This is a genomic window from Bradyrhizobium sp. USDA 4473, from assembly GCF_054063335.1.
Genome location: NZ_JBSSGE010000001.1, coordinates 914865 through 940044 on the forward strand (window position 1 = coordinate 914865; position 25180 = coordinate 940044).

General features: G+C 65.2%; 18 protein-coding genes and 1 pseudogene. 15 read left to right on the plus strand and 4 right to left on the minus strand.

All coding sequences use genetic code 11. The annotated features are described in order from the left end of the window. Positions 1–20: 20 nt before the first annotated feature. The 5 genes from ACVW17_RS04290 to ACVW17_RS04310 all read left to right on the plus strand — a co-directional run bounded on the left by ACVW17_RS04290 (position 21) and on the right by ACVW17_RS04310 (position 8685). Positions 21–2087 (plus strand): ATP-binding protein, encoded by a 2067-nt coding sequence (locus ACVW17_RS04290; RefSeq protein ID WP_456750790.1) that lies wholly within the window; start codon positions 21–23, stop codon positions 2085–2087. Continuing rightward, positions 2057–3802 carry an ATP-binding response regulator gene (locus tag ACVW17_RS04295; protein ID WP_456750791.1) on the plus strand — a complete coding sequence of 582 codons (1746 nt, stop codon included), beginning with the start codon at positions 2057–2059 and terminating at the stop codon, positions 3800–3802. The genes ACVW17_RS04290 and ACVW17_RS04295 overlap by 31 nt, the downstream gene beginning before the upstream one ends. Beyond that, positions 3799–4536 (plus strand): response regulator, encoded by a 738-nt coding sequence (locus ACVW17_RS04300; RefSeq protein WP_212021435.1) that lies wholly within the window; start codon positions 3799–3801, stop codon positions 4534–4536. The genes ACVW17_RS04295 and ACVW17_RS04300 overlap by 4 nt, the downstream gene beginning before the upstream one ends. 211 nt (positions 4537–4747) lie before the next feature. Beyond that, positions 4748–7798, plus strand: coding sequence for a DNA polymerase I (polA, locus tag ACVW17_RS04305; protein WP_456750792.1), 3051 nt, complete (start codon positions 4748–4750; stop codon positions 7796–7798). Between the two features lie 251 nt (positions 7799–8049). Next, the gene (locus ACVW17_RS04310; protein ID WP_456750793.1) at positions 8050–8685 is read left to right on the plus strand and encodes a LysE family translocator; all 636 of its coding nucleotides are present in this window, start codon (positions 8050–8052) and stop codon (positions 8683–8685) included. Positions 8686–8845: 160 nt separating this feature from the next. Here ACVW17_RS04310 and ACVW17_RS04315 read toward each other — a convergent pair whose 3' ends face one another. Continuing rightward, entirely contained in the window at positions 8846–9472 is a 627-nt protein-coding gene (locus ACVW17_RS04315) for a glutathione S-transferase family protein (RefSeq protein ID WP_456750794.1), read from the minus strand. 204 nt (positions 9473–9676) lie between these two features. On the opposite strand from ACVW17_RS04315, the gene pyrE reads away from it, so the two are divergent. Then, positions 9677–10240, plus strand: a complete 564-nt coding sequence (gene pyrE / locus ACVW17_RS04320) for an orotate phosphoribosyltransferase (protein WP_456750795.1) — start codon at positions 9677–9679, stop codon at positions 10238–10240. Between the two features lie 180 nt (positions 10241–10420). Further along, positions 10421–11203 carry a DUF2865 domain-containing protein gene (locus ACVW17_RS04325; protein ID WP_456750796.1) on the plus strand — a complete coding sequence of 261 codons (783 nt, stop codon included), beginning with the start codon at positions 10421–10423 and terminating at the stop codon, positions 11201–11203. Between the two features lie 105 nt (positions 11204–11308). Here ACVW17_RS04325 and ACVW17_RS04330 read toward each other — a convergent pair whose 3' ends face one another. Continuing rightward, complete coding sequence (locus tag ACVW17_RS04330) at positions 11309–11740, minus strand: hypothetical protein (RefSeq protein ID WP_456750797.1); 432 nt, start codon at positions 11738–11740, stop codon at positions 11309–11311. Positions 11741–11936: 196 nt separating this feature from the next. Here ACVW17_RS04330 and ACVW17_RS04335 point away from each other — a divergent pair, with 196 nt between their 5' ends. The 5 genes and pseudogenes from ACVW17_RS04335 (at position 11937) to rocF (ending at position 18488) form a co-directional block, all read left to right on the plus strand. After that, entirely contained in the window at positions 11937–12227 is a 291-nt protein-coding gene (locus tag ACVW17_RS04335) for a GIY-YIG nuclease family protein (RefSeq protein ID WP_456796795.1), read from the plus strand. A gap of 66 nt (positions 12228–12293) precedes the next feature. Next, a pseudogene (locus ACVW17_RS04340) lies at positions 12294–13280 on the plus strand (IS30 family transposase); the annotation flags it as partial. Between the two features lie 557 nt (positions 13281–13837). Continuing rightward, on the plus strand, positions 13838–16354 hold the full coding sequence (locus tag ACVW17_RS04345; RefSeq protein ID WP_456796796.1) for a glycogen/starch/alpha-glucan phosphorylase: 2517 nt from the start codon (positions 13838–13840) through the stop codon (positions 16352–16354). Between the two features lie 235 nt (positions 16355–16589). Continuing rightward, complete coding sequence (locus tag ACVW17_RS04350) at positions 16590–17408, plus strand: acyl-CoA thioesterase (protein WP_456750800.1); 819 nt, start codon at positions 16590–16592, stop codon at positions 17406–17408. Positions 17409–17510: 102 nt separating this feature from the next. Continuing rightward, positions 17511–18488 (plus strand): arginase, encoded by a 978-nt coding sequence (gene rocF, locus ACVW17_RS04355; RefSeq protein ID WP_456796797.1) that lies wholly within the window; start codon positions 17511–17513, stop codon positions 18486–18488. Between the two features lie 214 nt (positions 18489–18702). Here rocF and ACVW17_RS04360 read toward each other — a convergent pair whose 3' ends face one another. Beyond that, entirely contained in the window at positions 18703–20319 is a 1617-nt protein-coding gene (locus tag ACVW17_RS04360; protein WP_456796798.1) for a phosphoenolpyruvate carboxykinase, read from the minus strand. 807 nt (positions 20320–21126) lie between these two features. After that, positions 21127–21861, minus strand: coding sequence for a HugZ family pyridoxamine 5'-phosphate oxidase (locus ACVW17_RS04365; RefSeq protein WP_456796799.1), 735 nt, complete (start codon positions 21859–21861; stop codon positions 21127–21129). Positions 21862–22101: 240 nt separating this feature from the next. Here ACVW17_RS04365 and ACVW17_RS04370 point away from each other — a divergent pair, with 240 nt between their 5' ends. From ACVW17_RS04370 to ACVW17_RS04380, 3 genes are all read left to right on the plus strand, one after another. Beyond that, positions 22102–22803 (plus strand): response regulator transcription factor, encoded by a 702-nt coding sequence (locus ACVW17_RS04370; protein ID WP_016843287.1) that lies wholly within the window; start codon positions 22102–22104, stop codon positions 22801–22803. A 110-nt stretch (positions 22804–22913) separates the two neighbouring features. After that, positions 22914–24722, plus strand: a complete 1809-nt coding sequence (locus ACVW17_RS04375) for a stimulus-sensing domain-containing protein (RefSeq protein ID WP_456750805.1) — start codon at positions 22914–22916, stop codon at positions 24720–24722. Further along, positions 24719–25159, plus strand: a complete 441-nt coding sequence (locus tag ACVW17_RS04380) for an HPr kinase/phosphorylase (RefSeq protein WP_456750806.1) — start codon at positions 24719–24721, stop codon at positions 25157–25159. Before ACVW17_RS04375 ends, ACVW17_RS04380 begins: the two co-directional genes overlap by 4 nt. Positions 25160–25180 lie beyond the last annotated feature (21 nt).

The following is a 25180-nucleotide window of genomic DNA, read 5'->3' on the forward strand; positions in this document are numbered from 1 at the left end:
CACCAGAGCAGGACGGGACGATGCGACGGCCGGCGGCCTTCGGGCCGCAGGGCCGCTTCCGCATCGTCCAGTTGCTGCGTGCGGTGCCAATCCGCTGGCGCATCCTCTCGATCGCGCTGCTCAACTCCGCGGTCGTGATCGTGCTGGCGGTGCTGATCTGGAACGGCTCCAAGGTGCTCGGCTCGGCCTGGGAGGACGTCCGCCAGGTGCGGGAATCCGACAAGATCCTGGCCAAGCTGGAAAGCGAGACCAGCCGGTTGCAGAACCTGATCCATCGCTACATCAACCAGCCGAGCCCGGACCTGTTCGCGGAGATCCTGCTGCTGCGCGAGGCCGTGCTCGGCACGCTGACCAACCGGGCCTCGACCGACCCGATGCTGTCGGGCTCGGTCGAGCAACTGGAGCGCGTCACCAGCCGTTTCCTCGACGGCTTCGGCGAATTGCGCACCGTGCAGACCCAGATCGCCAAGACCTATGACGAGCAGGTGCTGACGCCGACCAAGGACATGGCGGGGCTGTATTCGATCATCGAGGGCGCCACCGGCCATCGCGACGCGCTGATCTGGCCCGCGCTCGGCAAATCGCGCGAGGCATTCACCTCGCTCTTGGTCGCCGCCAACGCCTACTACCTCTCGCTTGCCTCCTCGTCGGCCGAGGAAGCCCGCCGCAATATCGATACGATCGAGCGGACGATCCCCGTGATGACCGACCTGGCCGAGAACGATTTGCAGCGCATGGCGCTGGCGCGGCTCAAGGTCAAGACCGCCGAGCTGCGCGACGGGCTCGGCAAGCTCAGCGATCAGCTCACCAACCGCACCGAATTGTTGCGCAACTCGATCGACGCCAGCCAGGCCGATGCGATCGGCGCGATCGACGATCTGTCGGTGAAGATGCGCCAGCGCGAGCAGAAGGCGCAGGAGACCTTCGACCGGACGCTGGCGTCGATCTCGCGCCGGGTGCTGTCGATCGCCGTGATCTTCCTCGGCGTCATCATGTCCGCCGGCGTCATGATCGCACTCTCGATCCGGCTGCCGCTGGCGCAGATCATGGCGGCGATGCGCACCATCACCTCGGGCGACCTCGACCGGCCGGTGCAAGGCACCTCGGCCAAGGACGAGGTCGGCGCGATGGCGCGCGCGGTGGAAGTATTCCGCGAGAATGCGATCGCCAAGCGCAAGACCGAGGACGAGCTGCGCACCGCCAAGGAGAAGGCCGAGAGCGCGCTGCTCGAGCTCAACGCCGCGCAGCAGAACCTGATCGATGCCGAGCGCCTCGCCGCGCTCGGCGGCCTGGTTGCCGGCGTCGCCCACGAAGTCAACAACCCGATCGGCATCAGCCTGACCGTGGCCTCGAGCTTTGCCCGCCGCAGCGAGATGTTCGAGAGCGACCTGAAGACCGAGCCGCTGCGCCGCTCCAAGCTCGACGAATTCGTGCGCGCCTCGCGTGACGCATCGCAGCAACTGGTCTCCAATCTGCAGCGTGCCGGCGAGCTGATCCAGTCGTTCAAGCAGGTCGCGGTCGACCGCTCGCACGCCGAGCGCCGCCAGTTTGCCTTGAGTGAATCCACCGACCAGATCGTGGCGAGCCTTCGCCCGGTGCTGAAGAAGGCCGCGATCGCGCTGTCCGTCGACGTGCCCGAGGGGCTCCTGATCGACGGCTATCCCGGGGCCTATGGCCAGATCTTAACCAATCTTTTCCTGAACGCCGTCAATCATGCGTTTGCCGATGGCCGCTCCGGCAACATCACGATCTCGGCGCGCGGGCGCGGCGCTGATGATGTCGAGATCATCTTCGCGGACGACGGGGCTGGCATGACGCCGGACGTGCAGCGACAGGCGTTCGATCCGTTCTTTACGACGCGGCGCAACGAAGGTGGTACGGGCCTCGGCCTGCATATCGTCTATAACCTGGTCACCCAGCAGCTCGGCGGACGCATGATGCTGGAGTCAAGGGTAGGACAAGGCACAACTTTTCGCATTATCATGCCCAGGATCGCCAAGGGGGCTGCCAAGGGGGAGCCCACGATCACTGACGCAGCAGCCGACGGAACCAGTCAATGGCCGAACAGGACGATGTCCTCCAACTGATCGACGATACCGAGAGCCCCCCGGAGGACTCGTCGGCCCGCAAATGGAAGATCGCCGTCATCGACGACGACCATGCCGTCCATGAAGGCACCCGTTTCGCGCTCAGCGACTACAATCTGAACGGAGCGACGCTGGAGATCCTCTCGGCCTACTCCGCGGCCGAAGGCCGCACGCTGATGCGGGACAATCCCGACATCGCCGCCGTGCTGCTCGACGTCATCATGGAGACCGACGTCGCCGGCCTCGAGCTCGTCGAATACATCCGCAACGAGATCAGGAACGAGACCGTCCGCATCATCCTGCGCACCGGCCAGCCCGGCCAGGCGCCCGAGCGGCGCGTCATCGTGCAGTACGACATCAACGACTACAAGGCGAAGACCGAGCTGACCGCCGACAAGCTGTTCACCTCGCTGACCGCCGCGCTGCGCAGCTACCAGCAGCTCGAGCGCATGGTGCAGACCAGGCGCGGGCTCGAGATCATCATCGACGCCGCCTCGACGCTGTACGACTTCAAGTCGATGCAGCGGCTCGCCGAGGGCGTGCTGACCCAGCTCGCCTCGCTGCTCAATGTCGATTGCGCCGGCATCCTGGTGCTACGCGACGACGGCAACGCGGCCGCCTGCGATTTCTCGGTGCTGGCGTGCTCGGGCTGCTACAGCCGCTTCATCGGCACCACATCGTCGAAGGCACTCGATCCCGACCTCAGGCACATGGTGGAAGCCGCGTTCCAGGCCCGCAAGAACGAGTTCGCCGACCACCGCAGCGTGCTCTATTCGCGCACCGGCAGCGGCCGCGAGGTGGTGGTGCTGTTGCAGGCCGAGCGCCAGCTTTCCGACACCGACCGCGCGCTGGTCGAGATCTTCTCGAGCCGGCTGTCGATCGCGTTCGACAACGTGATCCTGTACCAGCAGCTGCAAGAGGCCAACGCCCAGCTCGAGGACCGCGTCACGCAGCGCACCCGCGCGCTGATGCAGGCCAACCGGCGGCTGTCGGCGCAGTGGCTGCGGCTGCAACGCGCCAACGGCTTCAAGAACGAGATCCTCGGCACCGTCGCCCACGATTTGAAGAACCCGCTCGGCGTGATCCTCGGCCGCACCGAGATGCTGACCGAGCTGATCGGCGCCGGCTCGCCGAAGGAGAACGTCACCGCGCAGGTCGAGCACATCCGCGACGCCACCAAGCGGCTGACCTCGATGGTCGACCACCTGATCTCGGATGCGATGGCCGATGCCTTCGACATCACCATCCGCCGCGAGCCGGTCGATGTCGCAGCCCTTGTCAACGAGGTCACCGAGGCCAATCTGCCCTCGGCCGTCAACAAGCAGCAGAGCATCTCGGTCTCGGGGCCGCAGCACTTCGTCACGATGTGCGACGCCGACCGTATCCGCGAGGCGATCGACAATCTGGTCAGCAACGCCATCAAATATTCGCCGATCGGGGGCAAGATCACGGTCTCGGTCAACCATGAGGGCGACGACACGGTGATCCGGATCGCCGACCAGGGCCCCGGCCTCAGCCCCGAGGACCTCAGCCGGCTGTTCGGCCGGTTCCAGCGGCTGTCGGCCAAGCCGACCGCGGGCGAGAGCTCGACCGGGCTCGGCCTCTCCATCGTCAAGCGCATCATCGACATGCATGGCGGCCATGTGACCGCACAGAGCCCGGGCCCCGGACAGGGGTCGACCTTTACGGTTACACTGCCGGCGACAGAGACATGAACCAGAACCCGCATATCTTCATTGTCGACGACGAGGCGCCGGCCCGCGAGATGGTCGGCGATTACCTCAAGATGCACGGCTTCGGCGTGACGCTGTGCGACGGCGGCAAGAGCCTGCGCAAGGAGATCGAGAGCAGCACGCCCGATCTCGTGGTGCTCGACCTCAACATGCCCGAGGAAGACGGGCTGTCGATCATCCGCGACCTCAAGAGCAAGATCAACGTCCCCGTCATCATGCTGACAGCTACCGCCAGCCCGATCGACCGGGTGGTCGGGCTCGAGCTCGGCGCCGACGACTACGTGGCAAAACCCTGCGAATTGCGCGAGCTGATGGCCCGCATCCGCTCGGTGCTGCGGCGGAGCGGGCCTGCGAAATCAGCCGCGCCGGAGCCGGCCGGCAGCAAGGCCGAAAAGGAGCAATTGGTGCGGTTCGGCACCAAATGGCTCGATCTCGAGGCCCAGGCGCTGCGCGACGACGAGGGCAACGAGCACCCGCTGACCGCTTCCGAATTCGGCCTGCTCAAGGTGTTCGCGGCCAACCCGAAGCGCGTGCTGTCGCGCGAGCGGCTCCTGGAACTCGCCAATGCACGCGACGCCGAAGCCTTCGACCGCGCCGTCGACCTGCGCATCATGCGGATCCGCCGCAAGATCGAGTTCGATCCGACCAAGCCGTCGGTGATCCGCACCATCCGCGGTGGCGGCTACCTGTTCTCGCCGACCGGGGATAAGGCGTAAGCCGTTCCGGCTGCCGTCCCCGTCATCCTGAGGAGCGCGCAGCGCGTCTCGAAGGATGCACGGCCCGGCTGGTGGCCGTCGATCCTTCGAGACGCCTGCTGCGCAGGCTCCTCAGGATGACGGGTCAAATTCATCGAATTCGCTGTGCGGCACACCCAGAATCCACACAGGTAAGGCTGTCAATCCGCGCAAAAATCCCTAAGTTTCGGCCATGCCGAAAACAGCCTCCAAAGACCCCGCCAAGCCCGCTGAAAAGCCAGCTCCGAAGACCGCCCCCAAGCCCGTTGCCGCCAAGCCCGCGGCGAAGGGTGACCACGTGTTCCTGGTCGATGGCTCGTCCTACATCTTCCGCGCCTACCACGCGCTGCCGCCGTTGAACCGCAAGTCCGACGGGCTGCAGGTCAACGCCGTGCTCGGCTTCTGCAACATGCTGTGGAAGCTGTTGCGCGACATGCCGGACGACAATCGGCCGACGCATCTGGCGATCGTGTTCGACAAGTCGGAGATCACGTTCCGCAACAAGCTCTATCCCGATTACAAGGCGCACCGGCCGCCGGCGCCCGACGATCTGATCCCGCAATTCGCGCTGATCCGCGAGGCGGTGCGCGCCTTCGACCTGCCCTGCCTCGAGCAGGTCGGCTTCGAGGCCGACGATCTGATCGCAACCTATGCGCGGCTGGCGACCGAGCGCGGCGCCACCACGACGATCGTATCGTCCGACAAGGACCTGATGCAGCTCGTCACCGACAAGGTCGTGATGTACGACACGATGAAGGATCGCCGCATCGGCCGCGACGAGGTGATCGAGAAATTCGGCGTGCCGCCGGAGAAGGTCGTCGAGGTGCAGGCGCTGGCCGGCGATTCCACCGACAACGTGCCGGGCGTGCCCGGCATCGGCGTCAAGACCGCCGCGCAGCTGATCATCGAATATGGCGATCTCGATCAGCTGCTGTTCCGCGCCACCGAGATCAAGCAGCCGAAGCGGCGCGAGGCGCTGCTGGAGAATGCCGAGAAGGCGCGGATCTCGCGCCAGCTGGTGCTGCTCGACGACAAGGTCGAGCTCGAGGTGCCGCTCGACGATCTCGCCGTGCACGATCCCGATGCGCGCAAGCTGATCGCCTTCCTCAAGGCGATGGAGTTCACCACCCTCACCCGCCGCGTCGCCGAGTATGCGCAGATCGATCCGGCCAATGTCGACGCCGATCCCGGCAACAAGAGCGGCGCCAGCGTGTTCTCGCCGCTGCCGCCGTCGGATGTGACGCCGGCACCGGGAGAAGCGCCAACATCGGCCGCAGCGCCGCCGCCGAAAGCCAAGCCGACCGGCGCGCGCGACGACAAGAACTCCAACCGCAAGGGCACGCCGGCCACGCTGGCGGAGGCCCGCGGCGAGGCGATCCGCAAGACCGGCTTCGATCGCAAGGCCTACCAGACGATCGGCGGTCTCGATCAGCTCAACGCCATCGTCGCGCGGACGCACGACACCGGTTATCTCGCGATCGAGGCGATGTCGGAATCGATCGACCCGATGCAGGCCGAGCTGTCAGGACTGGCCTTGGCCGTGGCGCCCAACGACGCCTGCTACATCCCGCTCGGCCACAAGGCGCCCGGCGGCGGCGCCGGCCTGTTCGATGCCGGCCTTGCGCCCGGCCAGATCAAGACCGCCGATGCGCTGAAGGCGCTGAAGCCGCTGCTGGAATCGACCGGCATCCAGAAGGTCGGCTTCAACGTCAAGTTCACCTCGGTGATGTTGGCGCAGCACGGCGTCACGCTGCGCAACATCGACGATGCGCAGCTGATGTCCTACGCGCTCGATGCCGGCCGCGGCTCGCATGCGCTGGAGGCGCTCGCCGAGCGCTGGTTCGGCCATGCCGTCGTCAATTACGGCGGCCTGGTCGGCAGCGGCAAGGGCAAGCTGACCTTCGACCAGGTCACCATCGACAAGGCGACCGAGTATGCCGCCGAGAGCGCCGACGTGATCCTGCGGCTGTGGCGCGTGCTGAAGCCGCGCCTGATCGCCGAGCGGATGACGACGGTGTACGAGACGCTGGAGCGGCCGCTGGTGTCGGTGCTGGCGCGGATGGAGCGCCGCGGCATCTCGATCGACCGCCAGGTGCTGTCACGTCTCTCGGGCGATTTCGCCCAGACCGCGGCGCGCGTCGAGGCCGAGATCCAAGAGATCGCCGGCGAGCCGGTCAATGTCGGCAGCCCGAAGCAGATCGGCGACATCATCTTCGGCAAGATGGGATTGCCCGGCGGCACCAAGACCAAGACCGGCGCGTGGTCGACCACCGCACAGGTGCTCGACGAGCTCGCCGAGCAGGGCCACGAATTCCCGAAGAAGATCCTGGAGTGGCGCCAGGTCTCGAAGCTGAAATCGACCTACACCGACGCGCTGCCGACCTACGTCAACCCGCAGACCCATCGCGTCCACACGACCTACGCGCTGGCCGCGACCACGACCGGCCGGCTGTCGTCGAACGAGCCGAACTTGCAGAACATCCCGGTTCGGACCGAGGACGGCCGCAAGATCCGCCGCGCCTTCATCGCGGCGCCGGGCCACAAGCTGGTGTCGGCCGACTATTCCCAGATCGAACTGCGGCTGCTGGCGGAGATCGCCGACGTCCCGGTGCTGCGCCAGGCGTTCCGCGACGGGCTCGACATTCACGCGATGACCGCCTCGGAGATGTTCGGCGTGCCGATCAAGGACATGCCGAGCGAGGTGCGGCGCCGCGCCAAGGCGATCAATTTCGGCATCATCTACGGCATCTCGGCGTTCGGCCTCGCCAACCAGCTCGGCATCGCGCGCGAGGAAGCCTCGGCCTACATCAAGAAGTACTTCGAGCGCTTCCCCGGCATCCGCGCCTATATGGACGAGACCAAGGACTCCTGCCGCCGCAACGGCTATGTGACGACGCTGTTCGGCCGCAAAATGTACTATCCGGATATCAAGGCCTCCAACGCCTCGGTGCGCGCCTTCAACGAACGCGCCGCGATCAATGCCCGCTTGCAGGGCACCGCCGCCGACATCATCCGCCGCGCCATGATCAGGGTCGAGGACGCGCTCGCCGAGAAGAAGCTCACCGCGCAGATGCTGCTGCAGGTGCATGACGAGCTGATCTTCGAGGTGCCCGACAACGAGGTCGCGGCGACGCTGCCGGTCGTGCAGAAGGTGATGCAGGACGCACCGTTCCCCGCGGTGATCCTGTCGCTGCCGCTGCAGGTCGACGCCCGCGCCGCCAACAATTGGGACGAGGCGCATTAGCGCCAGCCTCTCTCGTCATTCCCCGGTGCGCAATTGCGCACCTGAGGGCTCGCCGCAGGCGAGAACCCGGAATCCATTCATCCGCGCGTTATGCGGCCCGATGGATTCCGGGCTCGTGCTTCGCACGCCCCGGAATGACGATGAGAGAGACCGGGCCGAGGCGCAACCCACATTGCTCCGAGTACAATTCCAGCATGGCCGCGCCTTGGATCACACGCTAGAACTGCGTGCATCCCCTCGCGAGACCCATGATGCCCCACACATCCGCCCTGCTCGGCTTTGCACTGGTCTGCCTCGGCATGGTGCTGACGCCGGGACCGAACATGATGTACCTGATCTCGCGTTCGATCACGCAGGGGCCGGCGGCCGGCATCGTCTCGCTCGGCGGCGTGGCGCTCGGCTTCGTGTTCTACATGCTGTGCGCGGCGTTCGGCATCACCGCGCTGCTGTTTGCGATCCCCTACGCCTATGACGCGCTGCGCTTCGCCGGTGCCGGCTATCTGCTGTGGCTGGCTTGGCAGGCGCTCAAGCCCGGCGGCCGCTCGCCGTTCCAGGTCAAGGCGCTGAAGATCGACGGCCCGCGCAAATTGTTCGCGATGGGCTTCCTCACCAATCTGCTGAACCCGAAGATCGCGATGCTTTATCTCGCGCTGCTGCCGCAGTTCATCGATCCCGCCGGCGGCAGCGTGCTGTCGCAGTCGCTCGCGCTCGGCTCGATCCAGATCGTGATCAGCGTCAGCGTCAACGCGATGATCGCGCTCGCCGCCGGCTCGATCGCCGTGTTCCTCGGCACCCGCCCGACCTGGCTCTTGGTGCAGCGCTGGCTGATGGGCACCGTGCTCGCAGGGCTAGCGATGAAGATGGCGCTCGAGGCGAGGAAGGCCTAGCAAGTACCCTCTCCCCCTGTGGGAGAGGGTGGCGAAATCGAGCGAAGCGAGATGAAGCCGGGTGAGGGGTTTCTCTCCACGAGCGCGTCTGCGGAAACAACCCCTCATCCGGCGCTGCGCGCTACCTTCTCCCACATGGGGAGAAGGGAAGAGTGCCTCCTCAATCCAGCTTCGCCTCCATGCCCCGCTTCGTCGCGGGGCGGGCCATCAGCGTTTCGTACCAGCGCTTGACGTTGGGGAAGTCGGCGAGATCGACCTTGTGGCGCGGGTGGCGCCAGGCCCAGCCGAGGACGGCGAAATCGGCGACCGAGAGATCGCCGGCGACGAAGTCGCGGCCGTCGAGCCGGCGGTCCAGCACGCCGTAGAGCCGCCGCGTCTCGGCCATGTAGCGCTTCAGGCCGTAGGCGCGATCCTGCTCGTTTTCCAACGCGATGAAATGATGCACCTGGCCCGGCATCGGGCCGAAACCGCCCATCTGCCACATCAGCCACTCATAGACCGGGATCCGCTCCGCCAGCGGTTTCGGCAGGAACTTGCCGGTCTTCTCGCCGAGATAGAGCAGGATCGCGCCGGACTCGAAGATGCTGACCGGCTTGCCGCCGGGGCCATCGGGATCGACGATCGCCGGGATCTTGTTGTTCGGGCTGATCGCGAGGAAGGCGGGCGCCATCTGCTCGCCCTTGCCGATATTCACCGGGATCACCTTGTAGGGAAGGCCCATTTCCTCCAGCGCGACCGAGATCTTGCGGCCATTGGGCGTGTTCCAGGTGTGCAGCTCGATGGTCATTTCCGCTTCTCGTGCAAATGTTTGGCGCTTGCTTTAGGGGGAAGCCGGGAGCCGCACAACCCGCGCTTTCCGCACACCGCTGCGCCGAAATGGCGGCACCCCCACTGTTGACGGCAGGATTTACCCGCTGGAATGTGCCTGCTGCCGCCGATAGATTGCCGGCCGCCTCAAAGCCGCCAAAGAAACCCCCAGAGGGAAAAAGCCTTGTCCAAATCAGCCTCCCGCGCCCGCCTCGCCGAGATCATCCGCAAGCGCTCGTTCGGCCGCGGCGAGATCACCTTGGCGTCGGGCCGCAAGAGCGATTTCTATTTCAACCTGAAGCCGACGATGCTCGATCCCGAGGGCGCAGCACTGCTTGCCGAGCTGACCTATGACGCCCTGAAGGACGACAAGCTCGATCTCGTCGGCGGGCTCGAGATGGGCGCGGTGCCGCTCGCCGGCGCCATCGCGCAGCTGTCCTGGCTGAAGGGTCATCCGATCGCGGCGTTCTTCGTGCGCAAGAAGCCGAAGGAGCACGGCGCGCGGCTCTCGGTCGAAGGGCTCGCCAAGGGCGAAACGCTGGTCGGCAAGCGCATCGTGATCGTCGAGGACGTCACCACCACCGGCGGCTCGGCGCTGAAGGCGGCGGAAGCGGTGCGCGAGGCCGGCGGCGAGATCGCCCTGGTCTTCACCATGGTCGACCGCGAGGAAGGCGCCACCGAGACCTTCGCCGAAGCCGGCTTGCCGTTCCGCGCGCTGTACAAGGCCGGCGAGTTCCTGAAGGACTGAGCTCTTTCGCGGCCGTCGCGGCCAGTTGCATAGGCCGCGCCCGTTTCTTGTGACGCCGTCACGCGCAATCAATCGCTCGTTTACCATCCCACCCTATGGTGAATCCGCCGGGGCTGCGCGTCGCCGCCCACGGCGCGTCGGGTGGAGTTGGCGTTGCGTACAGAGTTGAGTGATCGGCGCATGCGGCGCCGCGTGATGCTGGCCGTCGTGGCCTTTGCGGGTTCCATCCTGATCGTGCCCGCGCCCGTCTCGGCCGAAGGGCTGTTCGACTTCTTCTTCGGCGGTGTCCAGAAGCAGCAGGGCCGGCAGGCCCCGCCGCAGGCCAATTTCTTCGCCGATCCGTTCGGCCTCAACCAGCAGCCGGAACGGCAGACATCCGCGGCCTCGGCGCCACGCGTGGCCGGTTCCGGACCGGCCTATTGCGTGCGAACCTGCGACGGCAAGTATTTCCCGCTGACGATGCGCGGCAACGCCACGCCGGCGCAGCTCTGCCAGGCGTTCTGTCCGGCAAGCGCCACCAAGGTCTATTACGGCAGCCATATCGACAGCTCCGCCTCGAGCACCGGCGAGCGCTACGCCGACAGCGAGAACGCCTTCGCGTATCGCAAGGCGCTGCGCGCCGATTGCACCTGCAACGGCCGCGACCCGGCAGGACTTGCGCCGGTCGACCTCGCGCTCGACGCCTCGCTGAAGGCCGGCGACGTGATCGCGACCACCGACGGCCTGGTCGCCTATACCGGCGTCCGGGTCGGTAACGAGCAGGCGTTCGACTTCACCCCGGTCGCCTCCTATCCCGGATTGACCGCAGCGGTCCGCGCCCGGCTCGGCGAAATGAAGGTCGCTCCCGTCAGCGCCGAGATCGCGAGCGAGGCGCCGCTGGCGGAGACAGCGCCGTCGGCACCATCCTCGGTGGTGCCGAAGGGCAATGCCGCAAAGCCCGCCAAGCGGGCCGAGGCGAACTGACGGCGGACGCCGTCATTCCGGGATGGTGCGTAAGCACCAGACCCGGAATCTCGAGATTCCGAGTTCGATGCTTCGCATCGCCCCGGAATGACAGCACAACAACAATCAGCGCGCCACGATCACGCCGATCACATTCGGCGCGGCCAGGTATTTCTCCTCGATCGCGGCCCGCGCGGCGGCGCGGTTCTCCGGATTGAGGATGCCGCGCTTCTCGGCCAGGATCATCCAGCAATAGCCCCACCAGTCGGTCAGGATGCCCTGATCGTCGACGAGGTCGTAGCCCTGCTCGGCGGCGAAGATCCGCGCATGCGCTTCGTCGAGCGCGTCGAGCCAGGCGTGATCCTCGAGCGAGAACAGCTCGTCGCTGAAATCATCCGTGGTGTAGCCCCAGATCGACATGCAGACCGCATTGAACTCGCGATCGAGCTGGTCGTCGTCGATCGGCTGGCGCCGCGACGCCTGATGCAGCCGCGACAGCGAGCGGGCGAAATCCGCGATGCGGGTGAGAGCGAATTGATCGAAGGCGATGGTGGACATGTAGTCCTCGCGGAAGCTAGTAGACCCTAGATATTGTATCGGCACAGCGCCGAATCATAATGATATATCAACGACTTGCTAAAGTGTTCTTAATTCGTTCTGATCATTTAAAAGTCACTATCCATCGACGTCGTCCTGGCGAAAGCCAGGACCCATTACCCCGACACGCCGTCATTATCGCGAGCCTTGGCCACGCATGAGCACCGGCAGCTACTACGTCTACATCCTCGCCAGCCGCCATCACGGAACGATCTACGTCGGCGTGACGAACGACGTTCGCCTGCGGCTCGAACTGCATCGGTCGGGCCGAGGCTCCAAGTTTGTCTACAAATACCAAGTCTTCCGGCTCGTTCACCTCGAGGAATTCGCTACGCCGGAGGAGGCGATCGCGCGCGAGAAGCAATTGAAGTTCTGGAAGCGGGATTGGAAGATCAAGCTGATTGAGGCTGAAAATCCGGATTGGAACGACCGATCCGACCTCATTTGACAGTCGGGGTAATGGGTCCCCTGAGTTCACAAACGAAGTGCAACACTTCCTTGAGGAGGTGTTGCGATGGGGCGGAGTTACGAGCAGCTATCCCTGGACGAGCGATGCGAGATTGCCCGGCTTTCAGCCAATGGCAGCTCGGTGCGGCAAATCGCGGCAGCTCTGGATCGCTCGCCATCAACGATCTCTCGGGAGCTGAACCGCAATTCTGGCGCCCAGGTCGGCTACAAACCCAGCTATGCCCAGCAACAGATGCGAGCGCGGCGCTGGACGGGCGTACGCCTCGAACGGGAGCCCGGCCTGCGCCGCGCGGTCTTGGAGCGCCTTGGTCGGGGCTGGTCGCCCGAGCAGGTCGCGGGCCGGCTGGCCCGCGAACACGGCCGCAAGGTGATCTCCCACGAGACCATCTACCGCTTCATATACGCCCAGATCCGACGCACCTCGGACTTCAGCTGGCGGCGTTATCTGCCACGCGGCAAGAGCAAACGCGGCTACCGCGGCAAGAAGGGCGGCAGTCCCGCAAGCTTCATAGAAGGCCGTGTTTCCTTGAACAAACGGCCTATCGAGGCCGCCGATCGCAATGCCCCCGGTCATTGGGAAGCCGACCTGATGATGTTCTCCAAATACGGTCAGGCGATCCTGACCGTGCACGAGCGCACCTCGCGCCTGCTGCTCGGCATCCGCATCGCCAGCAAGCTCGCGCGCGGTATCGCCCGTCATCTCGTCCGCTTGTTTGCTGCCTTGCCGGAAGGCCTGTGCCAGACCGTTACCTTCGACAATGGGACCGAGTTCGCCTGTCACCTGGAGCTGCACCGCCTCGCGATCGAGACCTTCTTCTGCGATCCGCACGCGCCCTGGCAGAAGGGCGGCATCGAGAATGCGATCGGTCGGATGCGCCGCTTCATTCCACGCAAAACCGATCTCGCGACCTTCCCGACGCGCCGCCTCCGCCAGTCGATCAACGCCTACAACAACACCCCGCGCAAATGCCTTGACTTCCAAACCCCTCTCGAGGCCTTCTCTCAAGTGTTGCACTTCGAGTGTGAATCCACCTCCTGGCTTTCGCCAGGACGACGATGTGGTGCGAGCGTGCATTGTCGCCCCTTCACGCTGTGTGCAAAAGCAATTCGGGCCGCTGACTGACGCCAGCGGCCCGTTGAAAAATTGCTTCGGAATGAAATGCGTCGGAGCTAAAATATGTGCCCGCCCCACGAGCGACAGGTGTGGTTGTAAAGGACCTGTTAAGCCTTGGAAATCCGTATCACCACGGTGTTCCCGACCAGCGCATGAAGCCACGTTGCGCGGCGTTCAATTCGCGGCCGACAGCAGTCTGTCGCTGCGTTGAACCTGCCGCGGCGCAGGCTCCGCGCATCGCCGTGATGCACAGCACGCGCAACGCGGCGGCCGCGTACTCGATCAGCTCGTTCCGGCAACCATCGCAAAATCTCGGCGTTCGCAGGCGACGATCGCGCTGCAAGCGGCAGGCCCGAATGCCTGAATTCGGCCCGGTCCTTGCATAAAATCGCGGCAGTTGCGGTGCGTAACGGCTCTCGACGGTTTCGGTTGCAGCGCAACGCGCGTATCATTGCGTAGAGTTTGAACGGCGGGGATTGGCGTTGCAGGAACAAACAAACTATCCGGCCCTGAATCAGCCGGTCGATGAGCTGGCGCTGACCGAGATCAAGGGCGCGATCCTGGCCAAGCTGCGGCTCGCAATCGGCAAGGACGCCACCGTTGCGACGCGACGCGACTGGTACAAGGCCGCGGCGCTGGCGCTGCGCGACCGCATCGTGCACCACTGGCTGACCGCCGAGAAGCAGAGCTACGACGCCGGCGCCAAGCGGGTCTATTATCTCTCGCTCGAATTCCTGATCGGGCGGCTGTTCACCGATGCGCTGAACAATATGGGATTGTTGCCGCTGTTCGAGGCCGCGCTCGGCGACCTCGGCGTCGATCTCTCCGACCTGCGCAAATGCGAGCCGGATGCGGCGCTCGGCAATGGCGGTCTCGGCCGGCTCGCGGCGTGCTTCATGGAGAGCATGGCGACGCTGGCGATTCCGGCGACCGGCTATGGCATCCGCTACGATTTCGGCCTGTTCCGCCAGATCATGAACCAGGGCTGGCAGCAGGAATATCCCGACGAGTGGCTCGCCTTCGGCAACCCCTGGGAATTCCAGCGGCCGGAGGTGGTCTACAACGTCCATTTCGGCGGCCATGTCGAGCATGTCGACGATCGCGGCCGCGACCGCGCCACCTGGCACCCGGCGGAAACCGTCGAGGCGATGGCCTACGACACGCCGATCGTCGGCTGGCGCGGCCAGCACGTCAACGCACTGCGGCTGTGGTCGGCGCATGCGCCCGATCCGCTCAAGCTCGACGTGTTCAACTCAGGCGACTACGTCTCGGCCAGCGCCGAGCAGGCACGCGCGGAAGCGATCTGCAAATTCCTCTATCCGAACGACGAGAGCGCAGCGGGCCGCGAGCTGCGGCTGCGCCAGGAATATTTCTTCGTCTCGGCCTCGTTGCAGGATCTGGTGAAGCGGCACCTCGCCTCCGACGGCGGCCTGCGCAATCTCGCGCAGAAGGCGGCGGTGCAGCTCAACGACACCCATCCGAGCCTTGCGGTGACCGAGCTGATGCGCATCCTGGTCGACCTGCACAATTTCCGCTGGGACGAGGCCTGGAAGATCACGGTCGCGACGCTGTCCTACACCAACCACACGCTGCTGCCGGAGGCGCTCGAGACCTGGCCGGTCGAGCTGTTCGAGCGGCTGTTGCCGCGGCATCTCGAGATCATCTACCGCATCAACGTCGCCCATCTCGCGCTCGCCGAGGAGCGCTTCCCCGGCGACATCGAATATCGCGCCTCGGTCTCGCTGATCGACGAGCGCAGCGGCCGCCGGGTGCGGATGGGCCAGCTCGCCTTTGTCGGCTCGCACCGCATCAACGGCGTCTCCGCGATGCATTCCGATTTGATGAAGGAGACCGTGTTCCACGACCTGCATCATCTTTATCCGTCTCGCATCACCAACAAGACCAACGGCATCACCTTCCGCCGCTGGCTGATGCTGGCCAATCCGCGGCTGACCGCGCTGCTGCGCGAGACCTGCGGCGAGGCCGTGCTCGACGACTTCTCGCTGCTCGAACGGCTGGAGACCCATTCCAGCGACCTCGAACTCCAGAAACAGTTCCGCGACGTCAAGCATCACAACAAGCTGGCGCTGGCGCGGCTGATCGGTGAGCGCAACAACATCAAGGTCGATCCGTCGGCGCTGTTCGACGTGCAGATCAAGCGCATCCACGAATACAAGCGGCAGCTGCTCAACATCCTGGAGACGATCGCGCTGTACCACGCGATGAAGGACAATCCGGGTGCGAACTGGGTGCCGCGGGTCAAGATCTTCGCCGGCAAGGCGGCGGCGAGCTACCGCTACGCCAAGCTGATCATCAAGCTGATCAACGACGTCGCCGAAATCGTCAACAACGACGCTTCGCTCGGCGGCAGGCTGAAGGTCGCCTTCCTCGCCGACTACAATGTCAGCCTCGCCGAGGTGATCATCCCGGCTGCCGATCTCTCCGAGCAGATCTCGACCGCCGGCATGGAAGCCTCCGGCACCGGCAACATGAAGCTGGCGCTGAACGGCGCGCTGACCATCGGCACGCTCGACGGCGCCAACATCGAGATCCGCGACGCGGTCGGGCCTGAGAACATCGCGATCTTCGGGCTGGAGGCCGGCGACGTGATGGTTCGCCGCAAGCAGGGGCTGGATGCCACTGACGTGATCCGCAAGTCGCCGCGGCTCGAGCGCGCGATCCGCGCCATCGAGAGCGGCGAGTTCTCGCCCGGCGATGCCGCGCGCTTCGCCTCGATCGGGCACGCGCTGCGCTATCTCGATCACTACATGGTCTCGGCCGATTTCGATTCCTACTACGACGCGCAGCGCGGCATCGACGCGCGCTGGCAGGTGGTGCCGGCCTGGACCCGCGCCTCGATCCTCAACGTCGCGCGGATGGCGTGGTTCTCCTCCGACCGCACCATCCGCGAATATGCCGAGGACATCTGGCACGTGCCGGTGCATCCGAGCGCGCCGCCGCTGCTGGGCACCCAGCGCGAGGCGAAGGGCTGACGAAGGTAATTCCCGGGTCGCGGAAATCGATGACGTCCGACGTCATTGAACTGGGCGTGGTCGCTGGAGTACTGCTTGTCTAAACGCAAGCGTCATTGCGAGCGAAGCGACTTGTCCGCCGAAGCCTTGGCGAAGGCGGAAGCAATCCATCGCGCCGCATGTGCGGAAGGATGGATTGCTTCGTCGCTTCGCTCCTCGCAATGACAGCTGGACAGATTTGCAGTTAAGGAATTGCATGCTCATCAAGACTCCGCATTTGTTCGATGAAGCCACGGCCGTGACCGCCGGCGACAGCCGCTGGCAGGGGCGGACCAGCCCGGATTACTGGGCCTTTGTCGGTCCGTTCGGCGGCTGCACGGCAGCGACCATCCTGCGCGCGCTGATGCAGCACCCGCAGCGCGCCGGCGATCCGCTGGCACTGACGGTCAATTACTGCGCGCCGGTCGCCGAGGGCGCGTTCGATCTCGACGTGCGGCTGGTCAAGGCCAACCGATCGAGCCAGCACTGGTCGGTCGAGATGACGCAAGGCGGCGGCGAGGTCGCGACCTTGGCAACCGCGGTGTTCGCCGAGCGCCGTCCATCCTGGTCGCACCAGCCGGCGGCCTTTCCCGGCGCCGTGCCGTTCGAGCAGCTCCGCTCCTATCCGAAGCTCAAAATGACCTGGGCCAACCAGTATGACTTCCGTTTCGCCGAGGGCGAGCCGGCATTCGGCGGCGCCGGCGCGACGGAGCCGTCGAGCCCCTATTCAAAACTCTGGATCGCCGACCGCGTGCCGCGCAAGCTCGATGCGCTGTCGCTGATGTCGATGTCGGATGCGTTCTTCGGCCGCGTGTTCCACGCGCGGGGTGAGCTGGTGCCGTTCGGCACGGTGTCGCTGACGACCTATTTCCATGCCGACGCGGCCGATCTCGACACCGAGGATACCACCCGCGTGCTGGCGGTCGCCGACGCCAAGAGCTTCCACAAGAGCTACGGCGACCAGCACGGCGAATTGTGGTCGCCATCCGGCCGCCTGCTCGCGACCACGACGCAGATCGCCTATTTCAAGGCGTAGCCAAATATCCACATTGCTCTGCACCGACCGCATTGCCTATTTCAGGGGTTGGGGGAACATTGGCACGTCGCTGCTGTTCCACACCTCTGGGAGCATTGCTGCATGTCCGAAGCCGACACGTCAAAGCCCTCGCGCATCGCGCTGCTTGGCGTTCCGATCGAGATCGGCGCCTCGCAGGCCGGCCCGCTGATGGGACCGGACGCGCTGCGCACCGCGGGCATCGCGCGCCTGCTCGAGCAGCTCGACTTCCAGGTTGACGACCACGGCAATCTTGCGATCCCGCAGATTACAGCCGACGGCCCGGTGCCGGCCAACACCAGATTCTACGACGAGGTGAAGACCTGGACCCGCGCGCTGTCGGAGCGCGCCTACTGGCTGGCGCATTCCGGCGCGATTCCGATCTTCATGGGCGGCGATCACTCGCTGTCGATGGGCTCGATCAACGGCGTCGCGCGCTACTGGAAGGAGAAGGGCCGGCCGCTGTTTGCGCTGTGGGTCGACGCGCATGCCGACTACAACACCCCGGCCACCACCATCACCGGCAACATGCACGGCATGTCGGCGGCCTTCCTGTGCGGCGAGCCGGGTCTCGACGATCTGCTCGGCGGGCTGCCGCGCGCCTCGATCCCGCCGGATCAGCTCGCGCTGATCGGCACCCGCTCGGTCGACCCGCTGGAGCGCAAGCTGCTGCGGCAGCGCAACGTGTCGATCGCGGACATGCGCCAGATCGACGAGTTCGGCGTCGCCGTCCTGACCCGCCGCGTCATCGAGCGCGTCAGGGCGAAGAACGGCGTGCTGCATGTCTCGTTCGATGTCGACTTCCTCGATCCGGAAATCGCGCCCGGCGTCGGCACCACGGTGCCGGGCGGCGCGACCTATCGCGAAGCCCATCTCATCATGGAGCTGCTGCACGATTCCGGGCTGGTGCGCTCGCTCGACATCGTCGAGCTCAATCCGTTTCTCGACGAACGCGGCCGCACCGCGCGCGTCGCGGTGGAGTTGATCGGCAGCCTGTTCGGTTTGCAGATTACGGACAGGCAGACGCCGAGCAACGCAGTGCTGCCGGAGATGGGCGAGTAGAGAATCCGCACTCCAGACCCGTCACCCTGAGGAGCGCGCACTTGCGCGCGTCTCGAAGGGTCGACGGCCACCGGCCGGCGGTTCATCCTTCGAGACGCGCTGCGCTCTCCTCAGGATGACGGGGATAGATATCGCCGCATAGCGCCATGAAGAAATCAAAACAAAAAGGCGGCCACGGGGGCCGCCTTTTCAAATCGTGTACGTTTTGCGCGATTTACTCCGCCGCGAGTTTCACTTCCGGCGCGGCGGCGCGGACTTCGGCGTCGACCTGCGCTTCGAACTTCGCGAAGTTCTTCGCGAACATGCCGACCAGCGCGCGCGCGGTCTTGTCGAACTCGGCCTTGTCGGCCCAGGTCTTGATCGGATCGAGGATGTGCGGCTCGACGCCCGGCAGCGAGGTCGGCACCGCGAAGCCGAAATACTTGTCGGTGCGGAAATCGGCGTTGCGGAGCGAGCCGTTCAGCGCGGCGGTGAGCAGCGCGCGCGTCACCTTGATCGGCATGCGGCGGCCGGTGCCGTACTTGCCGCCGGTCCAGCCGGTGTTGACCAGCCAGCAATCGACATTGTGCTTGGCGATTAGCTCGCGGAGCAGATTGCCATAGACCGAAGGATCGCGCGGCAGGAACGGCGAACCGAAGCAGGTGGAGAATTCCGGCTGCGGCTCGTTGCCGAGACCACGCTCGGTGCCGGCGACCTTCGCGGTGTAGCCGGACAGGAAGTGATACATCGCCTGCGCCGGCGTCAGCTTGGCGATCGGCGGCATCACGCCGAAGGCGTCGGCGGCGAGCATCACCACGTTTTTCGGATGCGGCGCGCGCCCGGTGCGCGAGGCGTTCGGGATGAAATCGAGCGGATAGGCCGAGCGGGTGTTCTCGGTCTTGGAGCCGTCGTCGAAATCGGGCACGCGATCATTGACGCCGAGCACGACGTTTTCCAGCACCGCGCCGAAGCGCTTGCTGGCGGCGTAGATCTCCGGCTCGGCTTCGCCCGACAGCTTGATGCACTTGGCGTAGCAGCCGCCTTCGAAATTGAAGACGCCGTCCTCGCTCCAGCCATGCTCGTCGTCGCCGATCAGCGTGCGCTTGGGATCGGCCGACAGCGTGGTCTTGCCGGTGCCGGACAGGCCGAAGAAGATCGCGGTGTCGCCGTCGGGGCCGACATTGGCCGAGCAGTGCATCGGCATCACACCCTTCTCGGGCAGGTAGAAGTTCAGCGTGGTGAACACGCTCTTCTTCATCTCGCCGGCATAATAAGACCCGCCGATCAGGACGATCTTGCGGGCGAAATCGATCGCGACGACGTTCTCCGACTTGCAGCCATGACGTTTCGGATCGGCGCGGAAGCTCGGCAGATCGATGATGGTGAGCTCGGGCACGAAGCTCGCGAGCTCCGAGGCCTCGGGGCGGATGAGCAGCGTGCGGATGAACAGCGAGTGCCAGGCGAGCTCGGTGAAGACGCGCGTCTTGATGCGATGCTTCGGATCGGCGCCACCGTAGAGATCCTGCGCGAACAGCGTCATGCCTTCGGCATGCTTGAGGAAGTCGGCATGCAGCGTTGCGAACTGCTCCGAGGTGATCGACTGGTTGCCGGCCCACCACATGCTCTTGTCGGTCAGGCCGTCGCGAACGGTGAATTTGTCCTTCGGGCTGCGGCCGGTGAACTCACCGGTGTCGGCGCAGAGCGCGCCATCGGCCGAGAGCACCGCTTCGCCATTGCGCAACGAATGCTCGTAGAGCTGAGGCGCGCCGTAGTTCCAGTGCACGCCCTTGAGATTTTTTAAGCCGAATTTGTCGGCACCGAAGGCACCGTTATGCACGCCCGTCTCTTGCACGAAGAACCTCCTCGAACCCGCGTATCCTTGTTCGCGCGAATGTTGCTAATCGCGCCCCGCCGCGGTGACCTTCATCAGAATATAGCCTCTCGGCCCCGGTCCGGCGACCTAATAGTGGGGATCGCCGGGCTTGCCAAGCCAGTCGAACGGCTTTTGGTTTATTCCAAGGCGGACGCATCATCTGGCTCGAATACCGCAGCGCGAAACGCTTTCGCTTTGCTTTCGTTTTCTCGTTCTTTTCGCAGCGCTCGGGCGGCGTTTCGCCGTCTTTCCCGCTGCGAACAAGGCATTGCGATGCACAAAGGGTGCCAGCGATCATCGTATGCCCCGCATCGTGCCAAGCAAAAGGCAGCGAGAATGCCGGGTATGCATTTCGCGCTGAGGATGTGTCATCGAGAAAGGCGGCCGCGAGTTGATGCAGCATTGCGAAGCGCCGGCATGTCGTCCACGATCGCGTTGCACGCGGCGAGCACCATCGTCAGCGTTGAGCTGCGGACCAGCAGATTTGATCGGGCTCAATACCCATCGAGGCTGGGTCACTTCAATGCGCGGCAACGTCGAATGTTCCGCGAGGTTCGGCGATCGACGATCGCTGAACCATCACGATCGATGGTAACGCAACCAACACGTCTTGCTCGTGCATCATCGACGCGCCGGCACGACATGATCGCGCTATCAGACGCCCGCAATGCCGATCGCCGCGTGATCGGATGACACGCTTCGACAAACGCACATGCCGCCGCGGCCATGCGACACCATGCCTCGTCGGGCACGGGCCTCGCGATCCCCGAGGTTTAAGTCCTGGGTCTATGTCTTGGCGCGCGCCTCGCCGGCGAGCCGCACCAGCATTTTGCGCAGCTCGGTGCCGTTGCTGACGCGCTCGGGGAAATCGAGCCGCAGCGTGGCGCGGCCGGCCTGCATGTCCATGCCGTCGGGATCGCAGCCGGTGCAGAGCCAGTCGGCACGGTCAGCGCCGAGCAACCGGGTGGCGTAGAGGTTCATGGCCTCGCGGTGATCCTCATTCATATGCGCCACCGCGCCCGCCTCGGCCTCCAGCAGCGCGTCGGCCCCGGCGAGATCGGTCAGGAATTGCGTGGGCTTGAGGTCGACGATGCGGCCGAACCCGGCGACCAGATGGGCGCCGCTCGGCCGAATCACGAAAAACGAGAAATCCTTAAATTCCACAAAGGCTTCCGCCGATGGCTGGGCGCCGAGATAGCGCCGTTGCACGAGCTCGCGCTCGGCGTCGGCGACCTCCTCTGCCCGCCCCGCCAGCATGATCCGGGCCTCCTCCAGCGGATCACCCTCGGCGCGCTCGTCCAGCATCAGCGACACCCGGCTGTCGGTCAGGATATTCCTGGTGTGCAGCGCCAGCCGGGAGATCAGCAGGATCGGCGAGCCGTCGGGATGGCTCGCCAGATTGACCAGCGAGCAATAGGGATCACCGGATCCCGCCATCAACGTGGCGAGCGCGCCCTGGCGGCTGCGGCGCAGCAGCGAGCGGGCAAGGTGGGCAGGATCGAAGTCGACGGTCGGTTGCATGGGCCTATCGGGTCATTTTGGGGGCAAAACAGGCCGGTTCCGCATGAAAAAAGGGCCTGTTTTCATAATCTCAGGGTGGTATATGGGGTCCATCGCATGGGTCGCAGAAGCGTATTTTTGCGGAACTCGGTCACACTTCAGCCCAGCTTGCATTGCTCGTTGACCGCGTTCGAAGCCCATTTCCACGGCGCGTTGCCCGAGTGCCCGCCGTTTAAGCCACTCTCATTGTGAAAGCAGCTCATGCCCACAATCGCCTTGGTCGACGACGACCGCAACATTCTCACTTCGGTCTCGATCGCGCTTGAAGCCGAAGGCTACCGCATCATGACCTACACGGACGGTGCGTCGGCGCTGGATGGATTTCGCACGTCGCCGCCCGATCTTGCGATCCTCGATATCAAGATGCCGCGCATGGACGGCATGGAAACGCTGCGCCGGCTGCGCCAGAAGTCCGACCTGCCGGTGATCTTCCTCACCTCGAAGGATGAGGAGATCGACGAATTGTTCGGCCTGAAAATGGGCGCGGACGATTTCATCCGCAAGCCGTTCTCGCAGCGCCTGCTGGTCGAACGCGTCAAGGCCGTGCTCCGTCGCGGCCAGCCGAAGGATCCGACCGCCGCGCCGAAGGAGCCGGACGCCCGCGCGCTCGACCGCGGCCTGCTGCGGATGGATCCGGAGCGCCACACCTGCACCTGGAAGAACGAGCCGGTGACGCTCACCGTGACCGAATTCCTGATCCTGCAGGCGCTCGCCACCCGCCCCGGCGTGGTGAAGAGCCGCAACGCGCTGATGGACGCGGCCTATGACGACCAGGTCTATGTCGACGACCGCACCATCGACAGCCACATCAAGCGGCTGCGCAAGAAGTTCAAGGTGGTCGACGACGACTTCGAGATGATCGAGACGCTGTATGGCGTCGGCTATCGCTTCAAGGAAGCCTGATCTGCACCTCCCGGGAAGCTTGTTAACTGACAGGCTCCGCACGGCTGGGGTAAGCTCGGGCAAACATCTGCTTCGCGGGACGCCACCCATACCAACCGGCAGCTTTGCCAGTGCTTGATCGAACGCAGCTCGAGCAAGGCCAGACCACCGAGGACGCCTCACAGCTCCTCGATCAAGAGGTCGTGGCCGACGATCTGGCGCGGGACAAGGGCTGGCGCCGGCCGCTCGGCTGGCTGCGCCGCGCCGGTCAGTTCTTCTTCGCGCTGTCGTTCTCGAGCCTGACGCGCCGCATCGTCTCGCTCAACCTCGCCGGCCTCGTCGCGCTGGTCGCAAGCATCCTCTATCTCTCGCAATTCCGCGCCGGCCTGATCGAGGCGCGGACCCAGAGCCTTCTGGTCTATGCCGAGATCATCTCGGAGGCGATCGCGGCGTCCGCGACCGTCGAAGGCAACACCGTCACCATCGATCCCGACCGGCTGCTCGATCTCAAGCCCGGCGAGAGTTATGGCCAGCCGGATGAATCGGCCGACTTCCCGATCAATCCCGAGCGGGTCGCGCCGGTGCTGCGCCGCCTGATCGCGCCGACCAAGACGCGGGCCCGCATCTTCGATCGCGATGGCGGGCTGATCCTCGACAGCCGCAACCTGTTCGCGCGCGGCGACGTGCTGCGCATGGAGCTGCCGCCGCCGTCGGAAAAGCCGTCGTTCTATGAGAAGACCAAGGCCACCATCAAGACCTGGCTCAACCGCGGCGACCTGCCGATCTATCGCGAGCTCGGTCCCGAGGGCGGCAAGGGCTATTCCGAAGTCGCGCAATCGCTCGAGGGCATGAACAGCAGCGCCGTGCGCGTCACCGATCGCGGCGCGATCATCGTGTCGGTCGCCGTGCCGGTGCAGCATTTCCGCGCCGTGCGCGGCGCATTGATGCTGACCACGCAGGGCGACGACATCGACCAGCTGGTGATGTCGGAGCGCCTCGCCATCCTCAAGATCGGCGGGGTCGCCTCCGCGGTCATGATCATGCTGTCGCTGCTGCTGGCGAGCACGATCGCAGGCCCGGTGCGACGGCTCGCCGAAAGCGCCGAGCGGGTCCGTCACCGCATCCAGACCCGCGTCGAGATTCCCGACTTCACCGGCCGCCGCGACGAGATCGGCCATCTCTCCGGCGCGCTGCGCGACATGACCAACGCGCTCTACAGCCGCATCGAGGCGATCGAGATGTTCGCCGCCGATGTCGCCCACGAGCTGAAGAACCCGCTGACCTCGCTGCGATCTGCGGTCGAAACGCTGCCGCTGGCGCGCAACGAGAACAGCCGCGCGCGGCTGCTCGCCGTGATCGAGCACGACGTCAAGCGGCTCGACCGCCTGATCTCCGACATCTCGGACGCCAGCCGGCTCGATGCCGAATTGCAGCGCCAGGACATGGCGGCGGTCGACCTGCGGCGGCTGCTGACCACGCTGACCGGCGTCGCCAACGAGACGAGGCTCGGCCACGACGTCGCCGTCGAGGTGCGCTTCGAGGGCCGCGGGCCGACCGACACGCTCTCGGTGCCCGGGCACGATTCCCGGCTCGGCCAGGTGATCTCGAACCTGCTGTCGAACGCGCAATCCTTCTCCAAGCCGGGCGACAAGGTGCGCATCGTCTGCCGCCGCACCCGCGGCGAGGTCGAGATCGTGGTCGACGACGACGGTCCCGGCATCGGCGAGGACGCACTGGAGCGGATATTCGAGCGCTTCTACACCGACCGGCCGCATCAGGGCTTTGGCCAGAACTCCGGCCTCGGGCTTTCGATCTCCAAGCAGATCATCGAAGCCCATGGCGGGCGGATCTGGGCCGAGAACCGTCCGGGCCCCGCGGACGAGGACGGCAACCCCACCGTGGCCGGCGCACGTTTCGTGGTCAGGCTGCCGACACTATGAGCGACAATTCCAGCGTGCACGCCTCCGCCGTTCTGGTCGGCGAGCGTGCGGTGCTGATCCGCGGCCCGTCGGGCGCCGGCAAGTCGCGGCTGGCCTTCGATCTGATTCTCGCCGGTCGCACCGGAGCGCTCCCGCCGGCCATTTTGGTGGGGGATGACCGTGTCCATCTCGACACAGCCGGCGAACAATTGTGGGTTCGTCCGGCCCAGCAATTGGCCGGTCTGATCGAGGTCCGAGGCCTCGGAATCCGCCATTGTCCGTTCGCCGGCGAGGCCGTGGTCGGCCTGGTCGTCGACCTGGCCGCCGACGATGCCGAGCGGCTGCCGCCGCCCGAAGCGCTCACGGCATGCCTTAATGGCATTATATTACCCCGAATTCCTGTAGCCGCAGGCTTCCAACCCCTGCCGCTGGTTGTCGCTGCGCTGACGACAACCTGAAAGTTCATGGTCCCGTAATCT

Coding starts and splice junctions, on each gene's coding strand:
- ACVW17_RS04290 (WP_456750790.1), top strand. CDS start 21: ATGCGACGGCCGGCGGCCTTCGGGCCGCAGGGCCGCTTCCGCATCGTC.
- ACVW17_RS04350 (WP_456750800.1), top strand. CDS start 16,590: ATGCTCATCAAGACTCCGCATTTGTTCGATGAAGCCACGGCCGTGACC.
- ACVW17_RS04380 (WP_456750806.1), top strand. CDS start 24,719: ATGAGCGACAATTCCAGCGTGCACGCCTCCGCCGTTCTGGTCGGCGAG.
- ACVW17_RS04370 (WP_016843287.1), top strand. CDS start 22,102: ATGCCCACAATCGCCTTGGTCGACGACGACCGCAACATTCTCACTTCG.
- rocF (WP_456796797.1), top strand. CDS start 17,511: ATGTCCGAAGCCGACACGTCAAAGCCCTCGCGCATCGCGCTGCTTGGC.
- ACVW17_RS04310 (WP_456750793.1), top strand. CDS start 8,050: ATGCCCCACACATCCGCCCTGCTCGGCTTTGCACTGGTCTGCCTCGGC.
- ACVW17_RS04325 (WP_456750796.1), top strand. CDS start 10,421: ATGCGGCGCCGCGTGATGCTGGCCGTCGTGGCCTTTGCGGGTTCCATC.
- ACVW17_RS04365 (WP_456796799.1), bottom strand. CDS start 21,861: ATGCAACCGACCGTCGACTTCGATCCTGCCCACCTTGCCCGCTCGCTG.
- ACVW17_RS04330 (WP_456750797.1), bottom strand. CDS start 11,740: ATGTCCACCATCGCCTTCGATCAATTCGCTCTCACCCGCATCGCGGAT.
- ACVW17_RS04295 (WP_456750791.1), top strand. CDS start 2,057: ATGGCCGAACAGGACGATGTCCTCCAACTGATCGACGATACCGAGAGC.
- ACVW17_RS04335 (WP_456796795.1), top strand. CDS start 11,937: ATGAGCACCGGCAGCTACTACGTCTACATCCTCGCCAGCCGCCATCAC.
- polA (WP_456750792.1), top strand. CDS start 4,748: ATGCCGAAAACAGCCTCCAAAGACCCCGCCAAGCCCGCTGAAAAGCCA.
- ACVW17_RS04315 (WP_456750794.1), bottom strand. CDS start 9,472: ATGACCATCGAGCTGCACACCTGGAACACGCCCAATGGCCGCAAGATC.
- ACVW17_RS04300 (WP_212021435.1), top strand. CDS start 3,799: ATGAACCAGAACCCGCATATCTTCATTGTCGACGACGAGGCGCCGGCC.